This is a genomic window from Micromonospora sp. NPDC050980 (assembly GCF_040653835.1).
Classification (GTDB): domain Bacteria; phylum Actinomycetota; class Actinomycetes; order Mycobacteriales; family Micromonosporaceae; genus Micromonospora.
Genome location: NZ_JBFAGS010000013.1, coordinates 94,501 through 114,609, shown reverse-complemented (window position 1 = coordinate 114,609; position 20,109 = coordinate 94,501). Strand labels below are relative to the sequence as shown.

Sequence of the window (20,109 nt, the reverse complement as noted above, 5' to 3'; positions counted from 1 at the left end):
GACGCCGGGCGGTGGCGGGGCGCTGCTACGGTCCCCCGCGACCGTCCAAGGAGGACAGATGACGAGATCGGCCGCAATGCTCGTGGTCACCGGTGCGCTCCTGGCCACCGCCGGCTGTGCCGCCGACGAGACAGCCCTGCCGGACGAGCTTCGCGACCCCTGCGCGCTGCTCCCGGCCGACCTGCTGGCGCGGCTCGCGCCCGGCGCGCAGCCCACCGCGTCGGCGAACCTCGGCGACCGCAGCGGCTCCCGGGAGTGCGCGGTCGACCTGACCAGCGGCACCTCCATGCGCGGCGACCTGGTCGTCACCGTCGCCGTCGACGCCGAGGGCATGTACGACGAGACGTGGCGGCGGGACCGCTGCACCCGCATCGGCGCCGAACAGAGCGGCGCCGGACCCGGCGACAACTCCTGCGTGGCGGTGCAACCCTGGGACGGCGGGGAGACCCGGTTCGACGGCTGGGCCTGGCGTGGCGAGCACTACGAGGTGCGCGTGGCGTACCAGGTGGTCAAGCCCGAGACGCTGCCGGCCGGCGCGGAGGCCGACCTGCGCGGGGTGCTCGCCTCGGCGGTCGACGCGCTGCCGGAGTAGGCCGTCAGCCGAACCAGGTGGCGGCCTGCCCGTGGCCCCGGGTCCAGGCGAGCGGGCGGCCGTCGAGCGCGAGCACGTTGTGGAACCCGCCGGCCGGCGGCGCGGGTGTTACCGCGTGCGGCAGCACGGCGGGGTCCTCGTTGGCGAGCCAGTGCCCGGGCAGCATGCGCACCAGCTCGGTGAAGGCGGCCCGGCGTGCCGCCGGCACCTGGTAGAGCACCGAGCTGTGGAACACCACCAGCGTCGCGCCGGCCGGGGCCCGCGCCGCCAGCGCCGGCAGGTCGTCGACCAGGTCGCCCCGGACCAGCAGTGGCGGGTCGGCCGCCGCGACCGCCGCCGCGGCGCGCAGCCGGTCGCGGCGGTGGGTGTGCTCCGGCCAGATCAGCGCGTCCAGCCAGGCCAGGTCGGCCGGGTCGGTGACGTCGAGCGGGTTCACGTCCAGCCCGGCCCGCCACACCACCTCCGGCCGCCGGTCCGGCGCGGCGGTGCCGGCGAGCACGCAGTCGAGCACCGGCTCACCGTCGCCGACCCGCCGGTCGCCGTAGCGGTAGCCGTACCGGTCGGGGTAGAGGCACAGGCCGGCGGACGCGCCGACCTCCAGCAACGCCAGCGGCTGCGGCAGCGCGGCGAGCACCGGCAGCAGCACCGCGCACCGCCCGGCCTCGTTGGTCTGAGTGGCCCGGGCCCGCATCTGCGCCGCGACGTCCGGCCAGTGCGCCAGCACGTGGGCGCGGAACGCCGTCGGGTCGCCCACCGGGCCGCCGCGCAGCCGGACCACAGCGAAGAGCAGGTTCGGCTGGCGCTTGGCCGGCGGGAGCGTGTCGAGCAGCGCGAGCAGCTCCGGGTCGCGGGCCACGGCCCTCGACAACCTGTCGTACGCCGGGGAGACGTCGCGCGCCTCGCGGTCGGCGAACGCCCGATAGATGTCTGCCGTGCTCATCGCCCGAGCATCCCAGCCCCAGCACGCCCTGGTCTGTGACCGTGCCCACCTAAGTCGGTTCGGACGGCGTCGACGGAGGCCGCGAGAAATCTGCTCCAGATGACACTGCTGGTGCTCGCGGACCATCGCCTCCCAGACCTCCTGGTCGAAGTCGGGATCGGGCGGGACCCAGCGGTGCGAGCCGTCGCAGTAGTGGAAGCGCTCGTCGCCCGGTCGGATGGCGCTCATCGCACCCAACCCAGGAACCGACGATGCAACAGCCCGGCCGGCACCCAGGTCAGATCCTCGGCCGCCCAGACCAGGTACGAGCCCATGTAGAGGGCCAGCGACACGGGCGCTCCGTGGAACTCCGCCCGCAGCTCGCGGCGTCGGGTCGCGCAGGGCCAAGGTGCCCCGCAGCCGCCGCAGCTCCACACCGGCAACACCGGCCCGTGGGTGGTCACGGCCGTCCGTCCAGAAACCGCCGGACAGCCGTCCGCGCCTGCTGGCGCGCGGCCCACTCCGTCTGAGGGCACGGGTACGGAACCAGCCGCGCCCACCACCGGCGGCATCCCGAACAGAAACCGTCGCCGTTCGGCAGGTGCACCGACAGGATCTGACGGATCTGGAGGTCGGTCACGTCTCTTCCTCCCCGGGCCAGTGGCCGCGACGGATCGGGATGCGGTGACGGGCGCGACAGGGCAGGTCGGCACCACACCGGCAGACGCGCCGCCACCGCCGCCAGCACCACACCGGGCGGTGCCGCCTGGCGAGCGTCATGGCGACCGCCAGCAGGTACTCCTCGTACGACACGCGTGACCGCATGGCATCCTTCAATTGGACTCCTATTTCAGGAACCCACTCACAGTAGAAGTTGGACTCCTGTTTTGGAAGCCTGCGAGGCGTGTCGGGGCCGAGACGGTCGAGAGGTGATAATCAGTCGATGGTCAACCCGACGATCCAGCGACGGCGGCTCGGACTCGCGCTGAAGCGCGCCCGGGAAAGCGCCGGCAGGACGCAGGATGAGGCTGCCGCCGTCATCGATGCCGCAGCGAGCAAGATCAGTCGCCTTGAGCTGGGACAGTCGGGCTTGAAGTTGACGGACCTGAACCTACTTTTGGACCTGTACGACATCACCGGCGGCGAGGCGGAGTCGCTGCGCGAACTCGCGCGCGCCGGACGGCAACGAGGACGCTGGAGCACGTACCGGAACGCCGTGCCGGACTGGTTCCGCCAGTACCTCGACCTGGAGGGCGACGCCTCGGAGATCCGCTGGTACCAGCCCGAGGTCATCCCCGGCGTTCTTCAGGTCGAGCCCTACATCCGTGCAATGAACGCCACCGCTGACCCGCGGCCGAACGGCGAAGACCTGGACCGGACCGTGGCCGTCCGGCTCGAACGGCAAGCCGTCCTGCGCCCAGGTGGTGGCACTGAGCTGAGCTTCATCCTCAGTGAGTCCGCGCTTCGCAGAAGCATCGGAGACGCCGCAACCATGAGCGCCCAACTTCGCCACCTGGTGGAGGTGGGCAGTCAGGCCAATGTCTCGCTTCAGGTCTTCCCCTTCGACGCGCAGACCTACGAGACGGCGTCCTTCAGCTTCATCATCCTCCGCTTCGGCGACGATGCGTCCTCGGACGTGATCTACGCGGAGACGTTCACGGACGCGGACTACCTCGACCGACCCGATGCGGTTCGCGCCTACACTCGTCTGTGGGACCGACTCCGGGCGGCGGCGCTCGGGCCGGTAGAGTCGCGCAAGCTCATCCTTCGCCTGTTGGATGACATGGCGCGCTGATGGCACCTGGGGGTGGCGGTGAAAGGGCCGGATCGCCTCGTGTGGCGCAAATCGAGTCGCAGCGACAACAACGGCGGCGCGTGCGTCGAAGTGGCCCGCTACCAGGATGGCGTCCTGATCCGCGACAGCAAGGACCCTGACGGTTCCCTTCTTCGCTTCGACCGGCTGCGGTGGCAGGCGTTCCTCCGCATGGTGGGCTAACCCCACGCCCAGCGGGTCGACCGAGCCGGCAGGAGCGAAGATCTGGCTCTGCAAGAAGCAGGTCGGGCTCCGTCCCGGCTCACGAGCCCCGGGCGCGTCAACGCCCGGGGCTCGTTGCTTGTGTCAGCTACAGCCGCTGGTGGAGCCGCAGCCCTCGCAGACGTAGCAGCTGCCGGCCGGGCGCATCTTGGTGCCGCAGGTGAAGCAGAGCGGCGCGTCCGCGGCCTTGCCGATCACGGCCTCCAGCAGCTCGGTGCTGGAGCCCACCTCCGGCGCGGGCTTGACCGCCGCGGCGTCGGTCAGTTCCTGCGCCGGCTGGGCGACCGGGCCGGTCTTCGGCTCGGGCGCCTCGACCGGGGCGGAGGCGGCCATCGCGGTGAGGTCCGCACCGCTCGCCTCCGCCTCCGCCTCGGCCCGGAGCTGGGCGGCCCGCTCCTTGGCGGTGAAGATGCCCAGCTCCGCGCGGCGCTCGTACGGCAGGAAGTCAAGCGCCAGGCGACGGAAGATGTAGTCCATCACCGAGGCGGCCATCCGCACGTCGGGGTCGTCGGTCATGCCGGCCGGCTCGAAGCGCATGTTGGTGAACTTGCTGACGTACGTCTCCAGCGGGACGCCGTACTGAAGACCGATGGAGATGGCCACCGAGAAGGCGTCCATCACGCCGGCCAGGGTCGAGCCCTGCTTCGACATCTTCAGGAAGACCTCGCCGAGGCCGTCGTCCGGGTAGGACGACGCGGTGAGGTAACCCTCCGCGCCGCCGACCGAGAAGGAGACCGTCTGCGACGGACGCTTCTTCGGCAGCCGCTTGCGCACCGGGCGGTACTCGACGACCTTCTCCACGACCTTCTCGGCGACGGCGGCCTCGACCGCGGCCTCCACGGCCGCCTCGACGACGGCCTTGTTCGGCTTGGCGACCGACAGCGGCTGGCCCACCTTGCAGTTGTCCCGATAGATCGCCAGCGCCTTCAGGCCGAGCTTCCAGCCCTCGAAGTAGATCTTCTCGACGTCCTCGACGGTGGCCTGCTCCGGCATGTTGACCGTCTTGGAGATGGCGCCGGAGATGAACGGCTGGACCGCCGCCATCATCCGCACGTGGCCCATCGGCGCGATGGACCGCTCGCCCATGGCGCAGTCGAACACCGGGTAGTGCTCCGGCTTCAGGCCGGGGGCGTCCACCACGTGCCCGTGGTCGGCGATGTGCTCGACGATCGCCTCGACCTGCTCCTCGGGGTAGCCGAGGCTGCGCAGGGCGCGCGGCACGGTCTGGTTGACGATCTGCATCGAGCCGCCGCCGACCAGCTTCTTGAACTTCACCAGCGCCAGGTCCGGCTCGACACCTGTGGTGTCGCAGTCCATCATCAGGCCGATGGTGCCGGTCGGGGCGAGCACGCTGGCCTGCGAGTTGCGCCAACCGAACTTGTCGCCCAGCTTGTTGCCGAGCGTCCACTGCCTGGTCGCCTCGCGCTGCACGGCGGTGCCCACCGTGCCGATCGGCTTGATGCTGTCGTTGGCGGCGGCGTGCTTGCGCATGACCCGCTTGTGCGGCTCGGCGTTGCGGGCATAGCCGTCGTACGGGCCGACGATGCCGGCCAGCTCGGCGGAGCGGCGGTAGGCGGTGCCGGTCATCAGCGAGGTGATCGCCGCCGACACCTCCCGGCCCTGCTCCGAGTCGTACGGCAGGCCGGAGGCCATCAGCAGGGCGCCCAGGTTGGCGTACCCGATGCCGAGCTGCCGGTAGGCGCGGGTGGTCTCGCCGATCTTCTCGGTCGGGAAGTCGGCGAAGCAGATCGAGATGTCCATCGCGGTGATGACGAACTCGACCGACCGGACGAACTTCTCCACCTCGAAGCCGCCGTCGGCGCGGAGGAACTTCATCAGGTTCAGCGACGCCAGGTTGCACGAGGAGTTGTCCAGGTGCAGGTATTCCGAGCACGGGTTCGACGCGGTGATCCGCCCGGTCTCCGGGCAGGTGTGCCAGTCGTTGATGGTGTCGTCGTACTGCAGGCCCGGGTCGGCGCACTCCCAGGCGGCCCGGGAGATGGTGCGGAACAGGTTCTTGGCGTCGATCGTCTCGATGGTCTGCCCGTCGAGCCGGCCGCGCAGGTCGAAGCCGCCGCCGTTCTCCACCGCGGTCATGAACTCGTCGGAGACGCGGACCGAGTTGTTGGCGTTCTGGTATTGCACGCTGACGATGTCGGCGCCGCCCAGATCCATGTCGAACCCGGCGTCCCGCAGCGCGCGGATCTTGTCCTCCTCGCGCGCCTTGGTCGCCACGAACTCCTCGATGTCCGGGTGGTCCACGTCGAGGATGACCATCTTGGCCGCGCGCCGGGTGGCGCCACCGGACTTGATGGTGCCGGCGGAGGCGTCCGCGCCGCGCATGAAGCTGACCGGGCCGGAGGCGGTGCCGCCGGAGGAGAGCAACTCCTTCGAGGACCGGATGCGGGAGAGGTTCACCCCGGCGCCCGAGCCGCCCTGGAAGATCCGCCCCTCCTCCTTGTACCAGTCGAGGATGGAGTCCATCGAGTCGTCGACGGACAGGATGAAGCAGTTGTGCACCCGGAGGTTGCCGGCCAGGAACTCGCCGCTCTCCGTCTGGATGTCGTAGACCTCCATCGCGCCGATCGGCTCGATGTGGTCGATCTCCAACCGCTTGACGCCATTGGCCGGCCGGCCCGGCTTGCCGAAGCTCTGTTCGAGCTTGGCCATCTTCTCCGCGCCGACGAACCCGATGTGAGTGGCGAACAGGTCCCGGTCGCCGTCGTTCTGGATCCGGACCGTCCAGCAGTCGTTGCGGTCCGGACGCGGGTCCCGCTTGCGCGAGACGCGGGAGAAGATCCCAAATCGCAGCAGCAGGCTCTGTACGCCACGGATCAGCTTCTCCGAGACCATGTCCACCGCGACGAGCGTCGAGCTCTCCCGGGCCGACACGTAACCCTCGGCCTGGAAGATGCTGCGCAGGTAACCGGCGACGACCGGCAGCGGCGCGGTGAACAGCCGCTCCGGCACGCTCATGTCGACACCACGGGTGAGCAGATCCCACTTGTCCACGAACGGGCGCAGGTGCTCGCCGTAGAGGCGGGTACGCCGGCAGTCCGGCTCGTCGCTCTGCGTCTGCACGGTGCGCTCGTGCCGGACGTCGGCGAAGACCTCGTCGAGGGTGCCGGTGACCCAGTCCAGCTCGTCGTCGTTGACGGTCATCGCCTCGATGGTCAGCGACCGGTTCGTGCCCTTGTCGTGCTGGCGGACGAACCCGTCCGACTGCAGCCAGCCGGCCAGCGAGGCCTCACGGATCTCCCGTAGGTCGATCTCGCTCTCGCCGTAGGCGTACGTGCGGTGCCACTCGAGCTGGTCGCCCGGCTCCAGCGTGCCGGCCTCCACCCAGGCCCCGGTGCCGGCGCCGGTGCTCTTCCACACCACGTGGTCCGGAGTGACATCGAGGGTGTAACCCGCCTTGGTGTGCAGTCGGAGAACCTCGCGCACCCCGTTGGCCTTGACGGCCACGATGCTGGTCAGACCGTTGGCGTCGTACACCTTGGTGCCGACGGCCCCGTCCTCGACAAGCTTCCCGATCGGGACCAGACCGGCCGGCGTGCTGACCAGCGAGTCGTACGGGAGGCAGGCGCTGACCTGCTGCGGCGACGGCGTGCCGACGTTGAACCAGACCGGCGAGTTGAAGCTGAACACCTGGTGCAGCAGCATCCAGGTCAGCTCGTGCGCGAACACCTCGGCGTCGGCCGGGGTCGCGAAGTAGCCGTACTCCTCACCGGCGGTGCGGTAGGTGTCGACCACCCGGTCGATGAGCTGCTTGAGCGACCACTCCCGCTCCGGGGTCCCCACCGCGCCCCGGAAGTATTTGGTGGTCACGATGTTCGCCGCGTTCACCGACCAGGACTCGGGGAACTCCACCCCGCGCTGCTCGAAGTTGATCGAGCCGTCCCGCCAGTTCGTCATGACGACGTCGCGGCGCTCCCAGGCGACCTCGTCGTAGGGATGCACCCCCTCGGTCGTCCAGACGCGCTCGATCTTCAGCCCCGCCCCGGCCTTGTTCCGTGACTTGCTGGTCGTCACGCCCTCGCCCCCCTCGTCGGCACGGTCACCCACCGCGCCTGGTCACACTGTCGAAAATCAGAAATGTCAGCTGTTCGCGCCGGCGGCTTCCGCCGCGCCGGCACCGGCGCCCTCCCGGGCGCGCGCGGCGGCCCGCAGCGTCTCGATCTCCTGCTCGAAGTCGGCGAGCGAGTCGAACGACCGGTAGACGCTGGCGAACCGCAGGTAGGCCACTTCGTCGAGGTCACGCAGCGGGCCGAGGATGGCCAGCCCCACGTCGTGGCTGGGGATCTCGGCCGCCCCCTTGGCGCGTACGGTCTCCTCGACCTTCTGTGCCAGCAGCGCGATCGAGTCGTCGTCGACCGGCCGGCCCTGGCACGCCTTGCGCACCCCGCCGATGATCTTGGTGCGGCTGAACGGCTCCGTCACCCCGCTGCGCTTGACCACCGCGAGCACCGCCTCCTCGACGGTGGTGAACCGCTTGCCGCACTCCGGGCAGGACCGTCGCCGCCGGATGAGCTGGCCGTCGTCGGCCTCCCGCGAGTCGACCACCCGGGAGTCGGCGTGCCGGCAGTACGGACACCGCATCGCCCGACCTCCTCGATCGACCACGGGCACCCCGACCGGCTCCCGGGCACGGTTCGACCCGGCGGAGTCACCCTTGGATGACCGTCGCCGGCTGCGCCGCGTGGGAGTGCGTTCGGTAGTTGAACCCAACCTGTAGGCAACTTACGCCCATGTGACTACTACATCTAGGGGTTGACCGTATGCCGTCCCCCTAGCGAGGTCAAGTTGGTGGGCGTGTCCGGCGCGTCATCAGGATCACGTCCGCGACGACCTCACCGAGGAGCCCAACGCCGCGTCACCGCGGCGGGTCACGGGACGCCGGAAACCACCTCGCCCGACCGACGCCCAGAGGCTAGGTTGCCGGCATGAGCGCAGAGGTGGTGGGTGCCGGGTGGGACGCGCCGGCGTGGCGGGAGTCCGCCTCGCACTGGGTGGCGGAGCAGCTCGGCCGGTACGGCCGCCGGGTCACCGGGCCCGTGCAGGAGCGGATACGCCCGTGGTCACTGGTGTGGCGCGTGCCCACCGGCGACGACGACGCCTGGTTCAAGGCCAACAGCGACGACACCCGGCACGAGGCCGGCGTGCTGGCCGCGCTGGCCCGCCTGGCGCCCGGCCGGGTGCCGGACCCGTTGGCGGTGGACGCCGGCCGGGGCTGGTCCCTGCTTCCGGAGGGCGGCCGGACCCTCCGCGACGCGCTCGCCGTCGCGCCCGACCCGGGCCGCTGGGAGCGGATCCTCCCGGTGTACGCCGAGCTCCAGCGGGCGAGCGCGGCGCACGCCGGCGAGCTGCTCGCGCTCGGCCTGCCCGACCACCGGCCCGAGGCGCTGCCGAGGCTGTTCACCGACCTGCTGGACGACACCGACGCGCTGCTGCTCGGCCGGGAGGGCGGGCTCACGCCCGAGACGCACGCCCGGCTGCGCGTCCACGCCGACCGGTACGCGCGAGACTGCCGGCGGCTCGCCGACCTCGGGATCGAGCCCACCGTGCAGCACGACGACCTGCACGACGGCAACGTCTTCGTCACGGCCGACGGCCCACGCTTCTTCGACTGGGGGGACGCCTCGCTCGCCCACCCGTTCGGCACCCTGCTGGTGACGTTGCGCTCGGTCGCGCACGCCTTCGAGCTGCCCGCCGGCGACCCGGCGCTGCTCCGCCTGCGGGACGCGTACCTGGAGGCGTGGAGCGACCGGCACGACCGCGCCGTCCTGCGGGAGGCGGCGGCCCTGGCCACCACCGTCACCACTGTCAGCCGCTCGTTGGCCTGGCGGCGGGCGCTGCCGGCCGCCGACCCGGCTCGCGCCGAGTACGCCGCCGCCGTTCCCGGCTGGCTGGAGGAGCTGTTCGCACCCGCCCTGGTCTGATCCGGCAGCGGCACGCGGGATGGAACACCCGTTCGAAGGGCCGTACCATTTATCAGAACAGCAGTTCGGAAATCCAGGATTTCGGCGCGACACGCCGACACGACGTCGTACAGATGTTTGAAAATGACCGATCTCACCTATACGGTCAGACCACACGCACCACGAGCCGACGAAGCACCCAGCGCCGACCAGGGAGGACGGACGTGACCGAGGACCGGGCCAGCCGGCCGAAGAACCCGCAGCCGATCGACGGGGCGGGCCCGCCGGCGTCCCGCCGCCCCCGCACCGCGCGCAGCCGGGCCGCCCAGCCCGCGGTGCGTCCGGTCACGCCGGTGGTCAGCAGCTTCCCCGACCCGGCGACGGTCGACCTCACCGCCCGGCAGCGCCGGATCCTGGAGTTCATCCGCACCTGGGTCGAGCGCCACGGCTATCCGCCGAGCGTCCGCGAGATCGGCGAGGCCGTCGGCCTGGTCTCCCCGTCCAGCGTCGCCTACCAGCTCAAGGAGCTGGAGAAGAAGGGCTTCCTGCGCCGCGACCCGAACCGGCCGCGCGCGGTCGACGTCCGGGCCCCTAGCGACGCCGACGACGAGGCCGCCCGCGCGCAACGCCCCGCCCCGGCCTACGTGCCCATGCTGGGCCGGATCGCCGCCGGTGGTCCGATCCTCGCCGAGCAGGCGGTGGAGGACATCTTCCCCCTCCCCCGCGAGCTGGTCGGTGAGGGCGAGGTCTTCATGCTCCAGGTCAAGGGCGACTCGATGCTCGACGCGGCGATCTGCGACGGCGACTGGGTCGTGGTGCGCCAGCAGCCCAACGCCGAGGTCGGCGACATCGTGGCGGCCATGCTCGACGGCGAGGCGACCGTGAAGACCTACCGGCGACGCGACGGGCACGTCTGGCTGATGCCGCAGAACCCGGCCTTCGACCCGATCCCCGGCGACGACGCCACCATCATGGGTCGCGTGGTCGCGGTGCTGCGCCGGATCTGAGCGCACGACGCAGCAGGGGTGACCGGGCACCCGGTCACCCCTGCTGCGTGTCGGCTCAGTAGCGGTCCCCGCGCGGCTCCCGGCCGCCGGGAACCGGCCCGTACCGGCCGGGTTCGCCGTAGCCGTCGTCCCGGCGGGCGCCACGCGGGTCACGACGGGGCGGCTCGGCCCGTCCGCCGTCACCCCGCCGGCCACCCCCGCCCGGCTGCCCGCGATGTCCCGCCCCACCCGGGGCGCCGCCCGGACGCGCGACCCCCGGGCCGCCGTAGGCACCGCCCCGACCCGCTCGCTCCCCGCCGCCGTAGGCGCCGCCCTGACCGGCCCGCTCCCCGCCGCCGTAGACGCCGCCCTGACCGGCCCGCTCCCCGCCGCCGTAGACGCCGCCCTGACCGGCCCGCTCCCCGCCGCCGTAGACGCCGCCCTGGGGACCGCCGCCGCCCGCCGGACGGCCGCCCGGGGGACGGCCGCTCGGGGCGCCGCCACCGCCCATCGCCGCGCCGCCGTACACCGCGCCGCCCGGGGGCCGGCCGCCGCCGTAGACCCCACCCTCCGGCCGCTCGCCGCTCGCCGCCCCGCCGTGGACGCCGCCGGGCTGACCGCCGCCGTAGACCCCACCGCGTGGCGGCGCGTCGGGCCGACCGCCCGGCGGGAAGCCGCCGTTCACCGGGAACTCGCCGCCGCGCTCGGACCCGGCGGCCGGCTCGACCGGCGTCGGCTTGCGCCGGGCCCGCAGGATGCCGAACACCCCCGCGCCGACAAGCAGCGCGCCGAGCACCCCGACCGCGGCGATCAGGTACGTGATCTCGTCGAGCGAAAGCCCTTCGAGCCAGGACTTCTGGGCGGCGGGCTTGGTCGCGACCTTGCCGCCGTTGGGCAACGCCTCGACGCCGGTGGTCGACGGCGGGTAGCCGAGAATCTCGATCGGGTCCTCGGGATCCAGCGAGCCGCCGTCGGAGACGGTGACGAACGACTTGCCGTCCGCCGTGTAGGAGATCGCCTCACCAAACGGGTCGGCCAGCGGCGTGACCCGGGGCTTGCCGGAGGTGAGCGCCTTGACCAGGTCGCCGCCGGCCACGTCGAACTCGAACGCGTCCGCGTAGGTGCGCACCACGACCTTCGCGCCGTCGGGCGACCGGGCCGCGCCGGTGACCAGCAGTCGGCCCGGCGTGCCGAGCTTGTTCTCGGTGTTGGTCCGGGGCAGCGTGAACTCGCCGACCTTCCTCATCGGGATCGGCTCGGAGTCGCCGCTGGTCTTCAGCTTCGCGGTCGGGGTGAAGATCTCCGACTTGCCGGAGAGTTCCTTCGTGATCACAAGTGGCAGGTCGTCGTCGCCGACCAGCAGCGCCTCGGCGTCGTGCGGCTCCTTGGCCGGATAGCTGAGCCGGTGCAGCACCGGTTGCTTCGACCCGCTCAGCGGCATCGTCCAGACCGCGACGCGCTCCCGCCGGGTCTTCTTCTCGACGTTGTCGCCGGTGTCGGCGATCCAGAGCGTCTTGCGGTCCGGCCCCAGCGCCAGATCCTCGGTGTCGAGGGGCCCGTCACCCGAGTAACGGACCTCCTTGTCGACCTTGCACTTGGCGTCCAGGTAGAAGACCCGCTTACGGCCGGGATCGTCGGACCCGTCGTTGATGACGACGTAGCCACCACTGGTGGCGACCAACCCGGACAACTCACGCAGCCGATCGTCGGTGACGGTGCACTTCTTCTTGGGAGCCGCGGCCAGCACCGGGGCCGCGGCGGGAGCCGCCGAGACCGGCCCGGCCGGCGCCACGACCGCGCCGGTCAGGCCGAGCGCGAGCGTGACCGAGGAGACAACGTGCCGCATGGCGCTCAGTGTCGCACGCCCCGGGTTTCCGCCGGGTGACGCCGGACGGGTCACCGCCCGACGCCCACCCGCTCCTCGGTGGTGAGCCGGTCACCCGCGCGGTAGGGCGCCAGCTCGGCGGCGAGCGCCTGGCCCACCCGCACGTGCAGCAACGTGCCCTCGGGCAGGTGCGCGGTGCTCAACACCTCGCCCTGCCGGTGCACCCGGGCCACCAGGTCACCCCGGTCGTACGGGAGCACCGCGCGGACCTCGACGGCCGGGCGCGGCAGCCGGTGCTCGACCGCCTCGCGCAGCTCGTCGACCCCCCGACCGCTGTGCGCGGAGACGAACACCGCGTCCGGCCAGAGCCGCTTGAGCCGCAGCATCGTCTCCTCGTCGGTGGCGTCGGTCTTGTTCACCACCAGCAGCTCCGGCAGCCGGTCGGCGCCCACCTCGGCGAGCACCTCACGGACCGCCCGGACCTGCTCCTCCGGATCCGGGTGGGTGCCGTCGACCACGTGCACCACCAGGTCGGCGTCGCCGACCTCCTCCAGCGTCGAGCGGAACGCCTCGACGATCTGGTGCGGCAGGTGCCGGACGAAACCGACCGTGTCGGACAGTGTGTAGAGCCGACCGTCGGCGGTCGTCGCCCGGCGGGTGGTCGGGTCCAGCGTGGCGAACAGCGCGTCCTCCACCAGCACGCCCGCGCCGGTGAGGCGGTTGAGCAGGCTCGACTTGCCGGCGTTGGTGTAGCCGGCGATGGCCACCGCGGGCACCGCGTTGCGGGACCGCCGGGCACGCTTGGTCTGGCGTACCGTGGTCATGCCCTTGATCTCGCGGCGCAGCCGCGCGATGCGGTGCCGGATCCGACGCCGGTCGGTCTCCAGCTTGGTCTCACCCGGGCCACGCAGGCCCACGCCACCGCCGGCGCCGCCGCCGCGACCGCTACCACCGGTCTGCCGGGACAGGCTCTCACCCCAACCGCGCAGGCGCGGCAGCAGGTATTCGAGCTGGGCCAGCTCGACCTGCGCCTTGCCCTCCTTGCTCTTGGCGTGCTGGGCGAAGATGTCGAGGATCAGCGCGGTCCGGTCGACCACCTTGACCTTGGTGCGCTGCTCGAGGTTGCGAAGCTGCGACGGGGACAGCTCGCCGTCGCAGATGACCGTGTCGGCGCCGGTGGAGAGCACCACCGCGCCCAGGTCGTCGACCTTACCCCGGCCGATGTAGGTGGCCGGGTCCGGCCGGTTGCGGCGCTGGATCAGACCTTCGAGCACCTGCGAGCCGGCCGTCTCGGCCAGCGCCGCCAGCTCGGTGAGGCTGTTCTCCGCGTCGGACTGGTTGCCCTCGGTCCAGACCCCCACCAGGACGACCCGCTCCAGTCGGAGCTGGCGGTATTCGACCTCGGTGATGTCGGTCAGCTCGGTGGAGAGGCCGGGGACCCGCCGCAGCGCCTGTCGCTCCGACAGCTCGTACTCACCGGTGGTGGCGTCGAGCTCGTCGTTCTCGTAGGGGTGGAAGGTCTCCTGCTCGCGCAAACTGCGTCTCCTGTCCGTTATGTGCAGCGCCGAGAGTTTTCGGCGCGTGACCGCAATCCTGACATGAGACAACGCCACACGCACCCGTGTTATGCCCGTGGCGCTACCCACCGGTAGCGGGGCCGGCTGCCGGTCCGCGCCGACCTGCGAGTAGAAATGCCAGTCGAGCCGCTCAGCGCCGACGGAGGAGTGTTTTCTCGTGGCCATCACCCGACTGCCGAGTGCCGGATTCTCGATCACGATCCGGATCGCGGTACCCGCGGACGCCTCCTCCATCGGCCGGTTGACCACCGCGGCGGGCGAGGCCGGCGCCATCGTGACCGCGCTGGACGTGGTCGACTCCGACCCGACGAACGTGGTCGTCGACCTCACCTGCGACACCGCCGACGCCGGCCACGCCGACCAGGTCGTCGACGCGCTCACCGGGCTCGACGGGGTCGACGTGCGCAAGGTCTCCGACCGGACGTTCCTGCTGCACCTCGGCGGCAAGATCGAAGTGAGTTCCAAGGTCGCCCTGCGCAACCGGGACGAGCTGTCCCGCGCGTACACCCCGGGGGTGGCCCGGGTCTGCCAGGCGATCGCCGAGAACCCGGCCGACGCCCGCCGGCTCACCATCAAGCGCAACACGGTGGCCGTGGTCAGCGACGGCTCGGCCGTGCTCGGCCTGGGCAACCTCGGCCCGGCCGCCTCGCTGCCGGTGATGGAGGGCAAGGCGGCGCTGTTCAAGCGCTTCGGCGGGGTGGACGCCTGGCCGGTGGTGCTGGACACCCAGGACACCGACGAGATCGTGTCGATCGTCAAGGCGATCGCGCCGGCGTACGGCGGGATCAACCTGGAGGACATCGCCGCGCCGCGCTGCTTCGAGATCGAGGCCCGGCTGCGCGAGGCGCTGGACATCCCGGTCTTCCACGACGACCAGCACGGCACCGCGATCTGCGTGCTGGCCGCGCTGACCAACGCGCTGCGTGTCGTGGGCAAGCAGCTCCCGGACGTGCGGGTCGTGGTCTCCGGCGCCGGCGCCGCCGGCACCGCGATCATGAAGCTGCTGCTGCGCCAGGGCGTGGGCGACATCATCGCGTACGACCGGCAGGGCGCCCTGCATCGCGGGCTGACCGACCTGAACCCGGCCTGGCGGTGGCTGGCCGAGAACACCAACAAGGACAACTACGCCGGCGACCTGGCCGGGGCGGTGCGCGGCGCGGACGTGTTCATCGGGGTGAGCGCGCCGAACCTGCTCACCGGCGAGGACGTCGCCGCGATGGCGAAGGACGCGATCGTCTTCGCGCTGGCCAACCCGGACCCGGAGGTGGACCCGCGGGAGGCGCGCAAGCACGCCGCCGTGGTGGCCACCGGCCGTTCCGACCAGCCGAACCAGATCAACAACGTGCTCGCCTTCCCGGGCGTGTTCCGCGGCATGCTCGACGCGCACGCCGAGGAGTTCACCGAGGAGATGGCGATCGCGGCGGCCCGCGCCATCGCCGACGTGGTCGGTGAGGACAAGATCAACCCGACCGTGATCGTGCCCAGCGTGTTCGACGCCCGGGTCGCCCCCGCGGTGGCCGCCGCGGTGCGCGCCGCCGCACAGAACCCCACCGTCACGCCCCCGCCGGCCGCCGACCCGGGCCCCGCCGACCTCCCCGAGATCGCCGCCAACGCCAGCGCCACCCCCTGACGCCCGCGCGTCCCGCCTTTCGGCCCGCGGGGCCGTCCTGGTCCACGCCGGCACTGCCGTTCGACGGGGCGGGTCCCACGGTGCTCGGTCCCTCGGCGGCGCCGGCGAGCCTCGGGCGTGTCGCGGGAGAAAGACAGCAGCGCAGAGGGCGCTATACCTCGCAGTCATATTTATGACCGTGAGGTATAGCGCATAAAAGTGGACGTCCTCCGAAGGTCGTCACGCAGTGTGGTGATCCCGGTGCGATCGCTGGGACGCTACCGCCGGCCCCTCGGTCCGCGCACCTGTGCCGATACCCGGTCGGGGCGGGGCGGGGTGGCACGGCGGATCGTCAGGGGCGCATGACGTCCGGGGTGAGGGTTCCGGTCGCGACCAGCACGGCCGGGCCGGCGAGCCAGCACGCGTCGGCGGTCACCGTGACGGTGAGGCGACCGCCGGGGACGTCCACCGCCACGATCCCGGTGTCCCGACCGGTGTCGCGCAACGCCACCGCCGCCACCGCGCACGCGCCGGTGCCGCAGGAGAGCGTCTCGGCCGAGCCCCGCTCGTGGACCCGCATCAGCACGTGCGCGTCGGTGCCGTCGACCGGCCCGCCCGGCGTGGTGAACTCGACGTTCACCCCGGTCGGGAAGACCGCGGTGTCGATCTCGGGGGCGCGGGTGAGATCCAGACCGGCCAGGTCCAGCGCGGCGGGCAGCGCGCACACCAGGTGCGGGTTGCCGACGTCCACCGCCGCACCGGTCAGGGTCAGCCCGCCCAGGGTGGCGGTGGCCGCGTGGTGCAGGCGGGGGCGGCGCATCTCGACCGCCACCTCCGCGCCCTCGACCCGCGCCCGCACCAGACCGGCCCGGGTGGCCACCGGCAGCGTCCCGCCCGACGGGGCGGCCAGCCCGGCCTCCAGCAGATAGCGCACGAACACCCGGGCCCCGTTGCCGCACATCTCGGCGAACGAGCCGTCGGAGTTCCAGTAGTCCATGAACCACTCGGCCTCGCCGGCCAGCGCGGCGCCGTCGGGGTGCTTCGCGGCGCGTACCACGCGCAGCACGCCGTCGCCGCCGAGCCCGCGCCGCCGGTCGCAGAGCGCGGCGACCAGGGCGGGTGTCAGATCCAGCGCGCCGTCCGGGTCGGGCAGGATGACGAAGTCGTTGCCGGTGCCGTGCCCCTTGGTGAACTCCACGCCCCCATCATTCCCGATGCCCGGCGGTCACCCGCAGTGCCGTGTCGACGACGTCACCGGCGGCGGAGTCGAGCCAGCGCACCCGGGGGTCCCGCCGGAACCACGAGCGCTGCCGGCGGACGAAGCGCCTCGTCGCCCGGATCGTCTCCTCGTACGCCTCGGTTTCGGTCAGTTCGCCGGCCAGAAAACGCAGCACCTGCTGGTAGCCGAGCGCCCGGCTGGCCGTACGCCCGGCGGGCAGCCCCTCACCGACGAGTGCGCGCACCTCGTCCACCAGGCCGTCGGCCCACATCCGGTCCACCCGCAGCGCGATCCGCTCGTCCAGCCGGGCGGTGTCCAGGTCGACCCCGAGCTGCACCGACCGGTAATAGGGCGTGGGTGCCGGCAGCGACGCGGTGAACGGCGCGCCGGTCAACTCGATCACCTCCAGCGCCCGGACGATCCGGCGGCCGTTGCCGGGCAGGATGCCGGCCGCCGCCACCGGGTCCGCCGCGGCCAGGCGGGCATGCAGCGGTGCCGGCCCCACCTCGGCCAGCTCCGCCTCCAGCCGCTCCCGCAGCGCCGGGTCGGTGCCGGGAAACTCGAACTGCTCCAGCACCGCCCGCACGTAGAGCCCGGAGCCGCCGACCAGCAGCGGCACCCGCCCCCGGGCCAGGATGTCGTCGACCGCCGCGCGGGCCAGTTTCTGATATTCCGCCACGCTGGCCGGCTCGGTCACCGGCCAGACGTCGAGGAGGTGGTGCGGCACGCCCTCGCGCTCGGCCGGAGTCAGCTTGGCGGTGCCGACGTCCATCCCCCGGTAGAGCTGCATCGAGTCGGCGTTGACCACCTCACCGTCGAGGGCGTGCGCGAGCGCGATGCTCAGCGCCGACTTCCCGGCCGCGGTCGGACCGACCACCGCGACCACGCCGCCGCCCGCGGGGCTCGCAAGCTCACTCCTCGCGCTCACCACCGTTCCTCCCGGTTCGCGACTGCGGGGCTCGCAAGCTCACTCCTCGCGCTCACGCCCGCTCCCAGTTCGCGACGAAGTAGGCGACGCCGTACGGCGCCCGGTGGTAGGTCAGCTCGCCGCGCCAGCCGCCCCCGGCGGCGCCGACCGCGCCGGCCAGCACCTGCCAGGGCGCCCGCCCGGCAACCCGCAGCTCGGCGGAGAGCACCGGGTCCAGGCCGCGCAGCGCGTCGGCGTCCGCGCCGGCCAGGGCCGCGGCGACCCCCTCGTCGTACGCCTCGGCGCGCGGATCGTCGTATCCCGGTGCGGTGACGCCCCGGCAGGCCGAGCCGTCGCCGAGCACCAGCAACGCGCACCGGGGATCGCCGTCCGCAAGCAGCGTCGCGCCCAGCCCGCCCGCCTCGGCCGAAGTGGCGTCGACGGCGACCGACCGGGCGAGGCGGGGCAGTTCGGTGCCGGCACGGTGCAGCAGCCAGGCGCCGATGGTCAGGCTCAACGGCAGCACCTCCGCGCCGGCGCAGGAGGTCTTCCACAGCCGCACCGGCCGGTCGAGCCCGTAGCGACGCAGGGAACCCGAGTCGGCGGAGTGGAAGGTCCGGCTCGCCGGCCCGCCGCCGACCAGCAGGAGCACCTCGGGCGCGGCGGCGAACAGCCGGGCGACCGCCGCGTCGGCCGCGGCGCGCAGGTCGTCCAGCTCGGGCGCGGCGGCGCCGGCCAACTCGGGCACGAGCAAAGGCGGGTGGGGGCAGACGGCGGCGGCGACCAGGGGCACGGCTCCAACCTATCGCCGACGCCCGGTGCGTCCCCGCGCCGATCCGGTCATCGAGGGCGTACGACACCGTATGGTCACGGTCGACGACAGGCGCTCGACACGGACGGGGGCGGACCTGTGACAATGCCGGGAGAAAGTTTGCTGCGCCGTGGCGGCGACCGGGGGCTGTTCCCCCGACGCCGGGAGAACGAGGATGGGCACATGAGCGACTGGACTGCCTTCGGACGGGTGGACGAGGACGGCACCGTCTACGTCAAGACCGCCGAGGGCGAGCGGGTGGTCGGATCCTGGCAGGCGGGGGCCCCGGAGGAAGGGCTCGCCCACTTCGCCCGGCGCTTCTCCGACCTGGTGACGGAGGTCGACCTGACCGAGGCGCGGCTCAACTCGGGCGCGGCCGACGCGGGCCACTCGCTGACCACGATCCGGCGGATCCGGGCGTCGCTGCCCGAGGCGCACGTGGTCGGCGACATCGACGCCCTTGCCGCCCGGCTGGACAAGCTGGCCACCGTCGCGGAGGAGAAGGCCGGCGAGGCCAAGGCGGCCCGCGAGGCCGCCCGGGGCGAGGCGCTGGTCCGCAAGACCGCCCTGGTCGAGGAGGCCGAGAAGCTGGCCGCCGAGTCGACCGGCTGGAAGACCGCCGGCGACCGGCTCAAGGAGATCCTCGACGAGTGGAAGACCATCCGCGGCGTCGACAAGAAGTCCGACGGCGAGCTGTGGAAGCGGTTCGCCGCCGCGCGCGACGGCTTCACCCGCCGCCGGGGCGCCCACTTCGCCTCCCTGGACCAGCAGCGCAAGCAGGCGCAGACGGTCAAGGAGGAGTTGGTCGCCGAGGCCGAGAAGCTCAAGGATTCGACCGACTGGGGCGTCACCGCCGGCCAGCTCAAGGATCTGATGGCCCAGTGGAAGGCCGCGCCGCGCGCCGCCAAGGAGACCGAGCAGAAGCTCTGGGAACGGTTCCGCGCCGCTCAGGACGAGTTCTTCACCCGGCGCAGCGAGGTCTTCTCCGCGCGCGACAACGAGCAGCGGGCCAACCTGGAGCGTAAGCAGGCGCTGCTGGCCGAGGCGGAGGCGCTCGACGTCGACGGCGACCCGAAGGGCGCGCAGGCGAAGCTGCGGGAGATCCAGGCGCAGTGGCACGAGGCCGGCCGGGTGCCGCGCGAGGCGGCCGCCGGGCTGGATCGGCGGTTGCGGGCCGTGGACGACAAGGTCCGCGAGGTGATGGACTCGGCGTGGCGGCGCACCTCCAAGGAGGACAATCCGCTGCTGGCGCAGATGCGCGCCCAGGTCGCCGAGGCCGAGGACCGGCTGGCCCGGGCCCAGGCGGCCGGCGACGCGCGCCGGATCAAGGAAGCCGAGCAGGCCCTCACCTCGAAGCGCCAGTTCCTCCAACTCGCCGAACAAGCCAACTAACCCCCACCCCCACCCCCACCCCATCGCACGCTGATTCACGGAAAGAGTGCCTATTCCACTCGGGATAGGCACTCTTTCCGTGAATCAGCCGCGTCCGGGGGTGGGGGTGGGGTGGGGGGTGGTGGGTTGACGCGTTGGGGTGGGGTGATCAGAATGGGCGGCGGAGTCAGGTTCCGACACCGGCGCGAGGGCGTCGACGGCTGATCATCGCCGTCGGGGATCGCCGGTGCCTCCCCGCAGGTGGCCGTCCGCGTCACGGCCCGGTGGACGCTGTCCGCGTACTCGATGACGAGCGTGCCGTGTCTCCTGGTCCTGCCGC

The 20,109-nt window shown here is 72.3% G+C and carries 15 protein-coding genes and 3 pseudogenes; 7 read left to right on the top strand and 11 right to left on the bottom strand.

Annotated features, from left to right (window positions below):
- Window positions 1-58 precede the first annotated feature (58 nt).
- A complete protein-coding gene (locus AB0H28_RS20325; protein WP_358042166.1) occupies window positions 59-592 on the top strand; it encodes a hypothetical protein in 534 nt (177 codons plus the stop codon).
- 4 nt (window positions 593-596) lie between these two features.
- Here the strand turns inward: AB0H28_RS20325 and AB0H28_RS20320 are convergent, their stop codons facing one another.
- Together AB0H28_RS20320 and AB0H28_RS20315 are read right to left on the bottom strand one after the other, a co-directional pair.
- Window positions 597-1,532, bottom strand: a complete 936-nt coding sequence (locus AB0H28_RS20320; protein WP_358042293.1) for a DUF2332 domain-containing protein — start codon at window positions 1,530-1,532, stop codon at window positions 597-599.
- Between the two features lie 439 nt (window positions 1,533-1,971).
- Window positions 1,972-2,151, bottom strand: coding sequence for a hypothetical protein (locus AB0H28_RS20315; RefSeq protein WP_358042163.1), 180 nt, complete (start codon window positions 2,149-2,151; stop codon window positions 1,972-1,974).
- Window positions 2,152-2,454: 303 nt separating this feature from the next.
- Between AB0H28_RS20315 and AB0H28_RS20310 the strand changes: the two genes are divergently transcribed.
- Window positions 2,455-3,306, top strand: a complete 852-nt coding sequence (locus AB0H28_RS20310; RefSeq protein WP_358042161.1) for a DUF5753 domain-containing protein — start codon at window positions 2,455-2,457, stop codon at window positions 3,304-3,306.
- A gap of 18 nt (window positions 3,307-3,324) precedes the next feature.
- Window positions 3,325-3,507 carry a DUF397 domain-containing protein gene (locus AB0H28_RS20305; RefSeq protein WP_358042158.1) on the top strand — a complete coding sequence of 61 codons (183 nt, stop codon included), beginning with the start codon at window positions 3,325-3,327 and terminating at the stop codon, window positions 3,505-3,507.
- Window positions 3,508-3,630: 123 nt separating this feature from the next.
- Here AB0H28_RS20305 and AB0H28_RS20300 read toward each other — a convergent pair.
- From AB0H28_RS20300 to nrdR, 4 genes and pseudogenes are all read right to left on the bottom strand, one after another.
- Window positions 3,631-6,057: pseudogene (locus AB0H28_RS20300) on the bottom strand (vitamin B12-dependent ribonucleotide reductase); the annotation flags it as partial.
- A 189-nt stretch (window positions 6,058-6,246) separates the two neighbouring features.
- Window positions 6,247-7,116, bottom strand: a pseudogene (locus tag AB0H28_RS20295) (LAGLIDADG family homing endonuclease); the annotation flags it as partial.
- A gap of 9 nt (window positions 7,117-7,125) precedes the next feature.
- Window positions 7,126-7,611, bottom strand: a pseudogene (locus tag AB0H28_RS20290) (vitamin B12-dependent ribonucleotide reductase); the annotation flags it as partial.
- A gap of 33 nt (window positions 7,612-7,644) precedes the next feature.
- Entirely contained in the window at window positions 7,645-8,145 is a 501-nt protein-coding gene (gene nrdR / locus AB0H28_RS20285) for a transcriptional regulator NrdR (protein WP_358042155.1), read from the bottom strand.
- A gap of 344 nt (window positions 8,146-8,489) precedes the next feature.
- Between nrdR and AB0H28_RS20280 the strand changes: the two genes are divergently transcribed.
- Together AB0H28_RS20280 and lexA are read left to right on the top strand one after the other, a co-directional pair.
- Window positions 8,490-9,485 (top strand): aminoglycoside phosphotransferase family protein, encoded by a 996-nt coding sequence (locus AB0H28_RS20280; protein ID WP_358042152.1) that lies wholly within the window; start codon window positions 8,490-8,492, stop codon window positions 9,483-9,485.
- Window positions 9,486-9,688: 203 nt separating this feature from the next.
- A complete protein-coding gene (gene lexA, locus AB0H28_RS20275; protein ID WP_358042149.1) occupies window positions 9,689-10,471 on the top strand; it encodes a transcriptional repressor LexA in 783 nt (260 codons plus the stop codon).
- Window positions 10,472-10,526: 55 nt separating this feature from the next.
- Here the strand turns inward: lexA and AB0H28_RS20270 are convergent, their stop codons facing one another.
- Together AB0H28_RS20270 and hflX are read right to left on the bottom strand one after the other, a co-directional pair.
- On the bottom strand, window positions 10,527-12,296 hold the full coding sequence (locus AB0H28_RS20270) for a hypothetical protein (protein WP_358042146.1): 1,770 nt from the start codon (window positions 12,294-12,296) through the stop codon (window positions 10,527-10,529).
- A gap of 50 nt (window positions 12,297-12,346) precedes the next feature.
- The gene (gene hflX / locus AB0H28_RS20265) at window positions 12,347-13,810 is read right to left on the bottom strand and encodes a GTPase HflX (RefSeq protein ID WP_358042142.1); all 1,464 of its coding nucleotides are present in this window, start codon (window positions 13,808-13,810) and stop codon (window positions 12,347-12,349) included.
- Between the two features lie 199 nt (window positions 13,811-14,009).
- Between hflX and AB0H28_RS20260 the strand changes: the two genes are divergently transcribed.
- A complete protein-coding gene (locus AB0H28_RS20260) occupies window positions 14,010-15,482 on the top strand; it encodes an NAD-dependent malic enzyme (RefSeq protein WP_358042139.1) in 1,473 nt (490 codons plus the stop codon).
- Window positions 15,483-15,813: 331 nt separating this feature from the next.
- On the opposite strand, the gene dapF is transcribed toward AB0H28_RS20260, so the two are convergent.
- From dapF to AB0H28_RS20245, 3 genes are read right to left on the bottom strand one after another with little or no spacing between them, the layout of a single operon-like run.
- On the bottom strand, window positions 15,814-16,659 hold the full coding sequence (gene dapF / locus AB0H28_RS20255) for a diaminopimelate epimerase (protein WP_358042136.1): 846 nt from the start codon (window positions 16,657-16,659) through the stop codon (window positions 15,814-15,816).
- A 7-nt stretch (window positions 16,660-16,666) separates the two neighbouring features.
- Window positions 16,667-17,608, bottom strand: coding sequence for a tRNA (adenosine(37)-N6)-dimethylallyltransferase MiaA (gene miaA, locus AB0H28_RS20250; RefSeq protein WP_358042133.1), 942 nt, complete (start codon window positions 17,606-17,608; stop codon window positions 16,667-16,669).
- 52 nt (window positions 17,609-17,660) lie between these two features.
- On the bottom strand, window positions 17,661-18,380 hold the full coding sequence (locus AB0H28_RS20245) for a hypothetical protein (RefSeq protein WP_358042130.1): 720 nt from the start codon (window positions 18,378-18,380) through the stop codon (window positions 17,661-17,663).
- Window positions 18,381-18,581: 201 nt separating this feature from the next.
- Here AB0H28_RS20245 and AB0H28_RS20240 point away from each other — a divergent pair, with 201 nt between their 5' ends.
- Window positions 18,582-19,790 carry a DUF349 domain-containing protein gene (locus tag AB0H28_RS20240; protein ID WP_358042127.1) on the top strand — a complete coding sequence of 403 codons (1,209 nt, stop codon included), beginning with the start codon at window positions 18,582-18,584 and terminating at the stop codon, window positions 19,788-19,790.
- The last annotated feature ends 319 nt before the right edge of the window (window positions 19,791-20,109 follow it).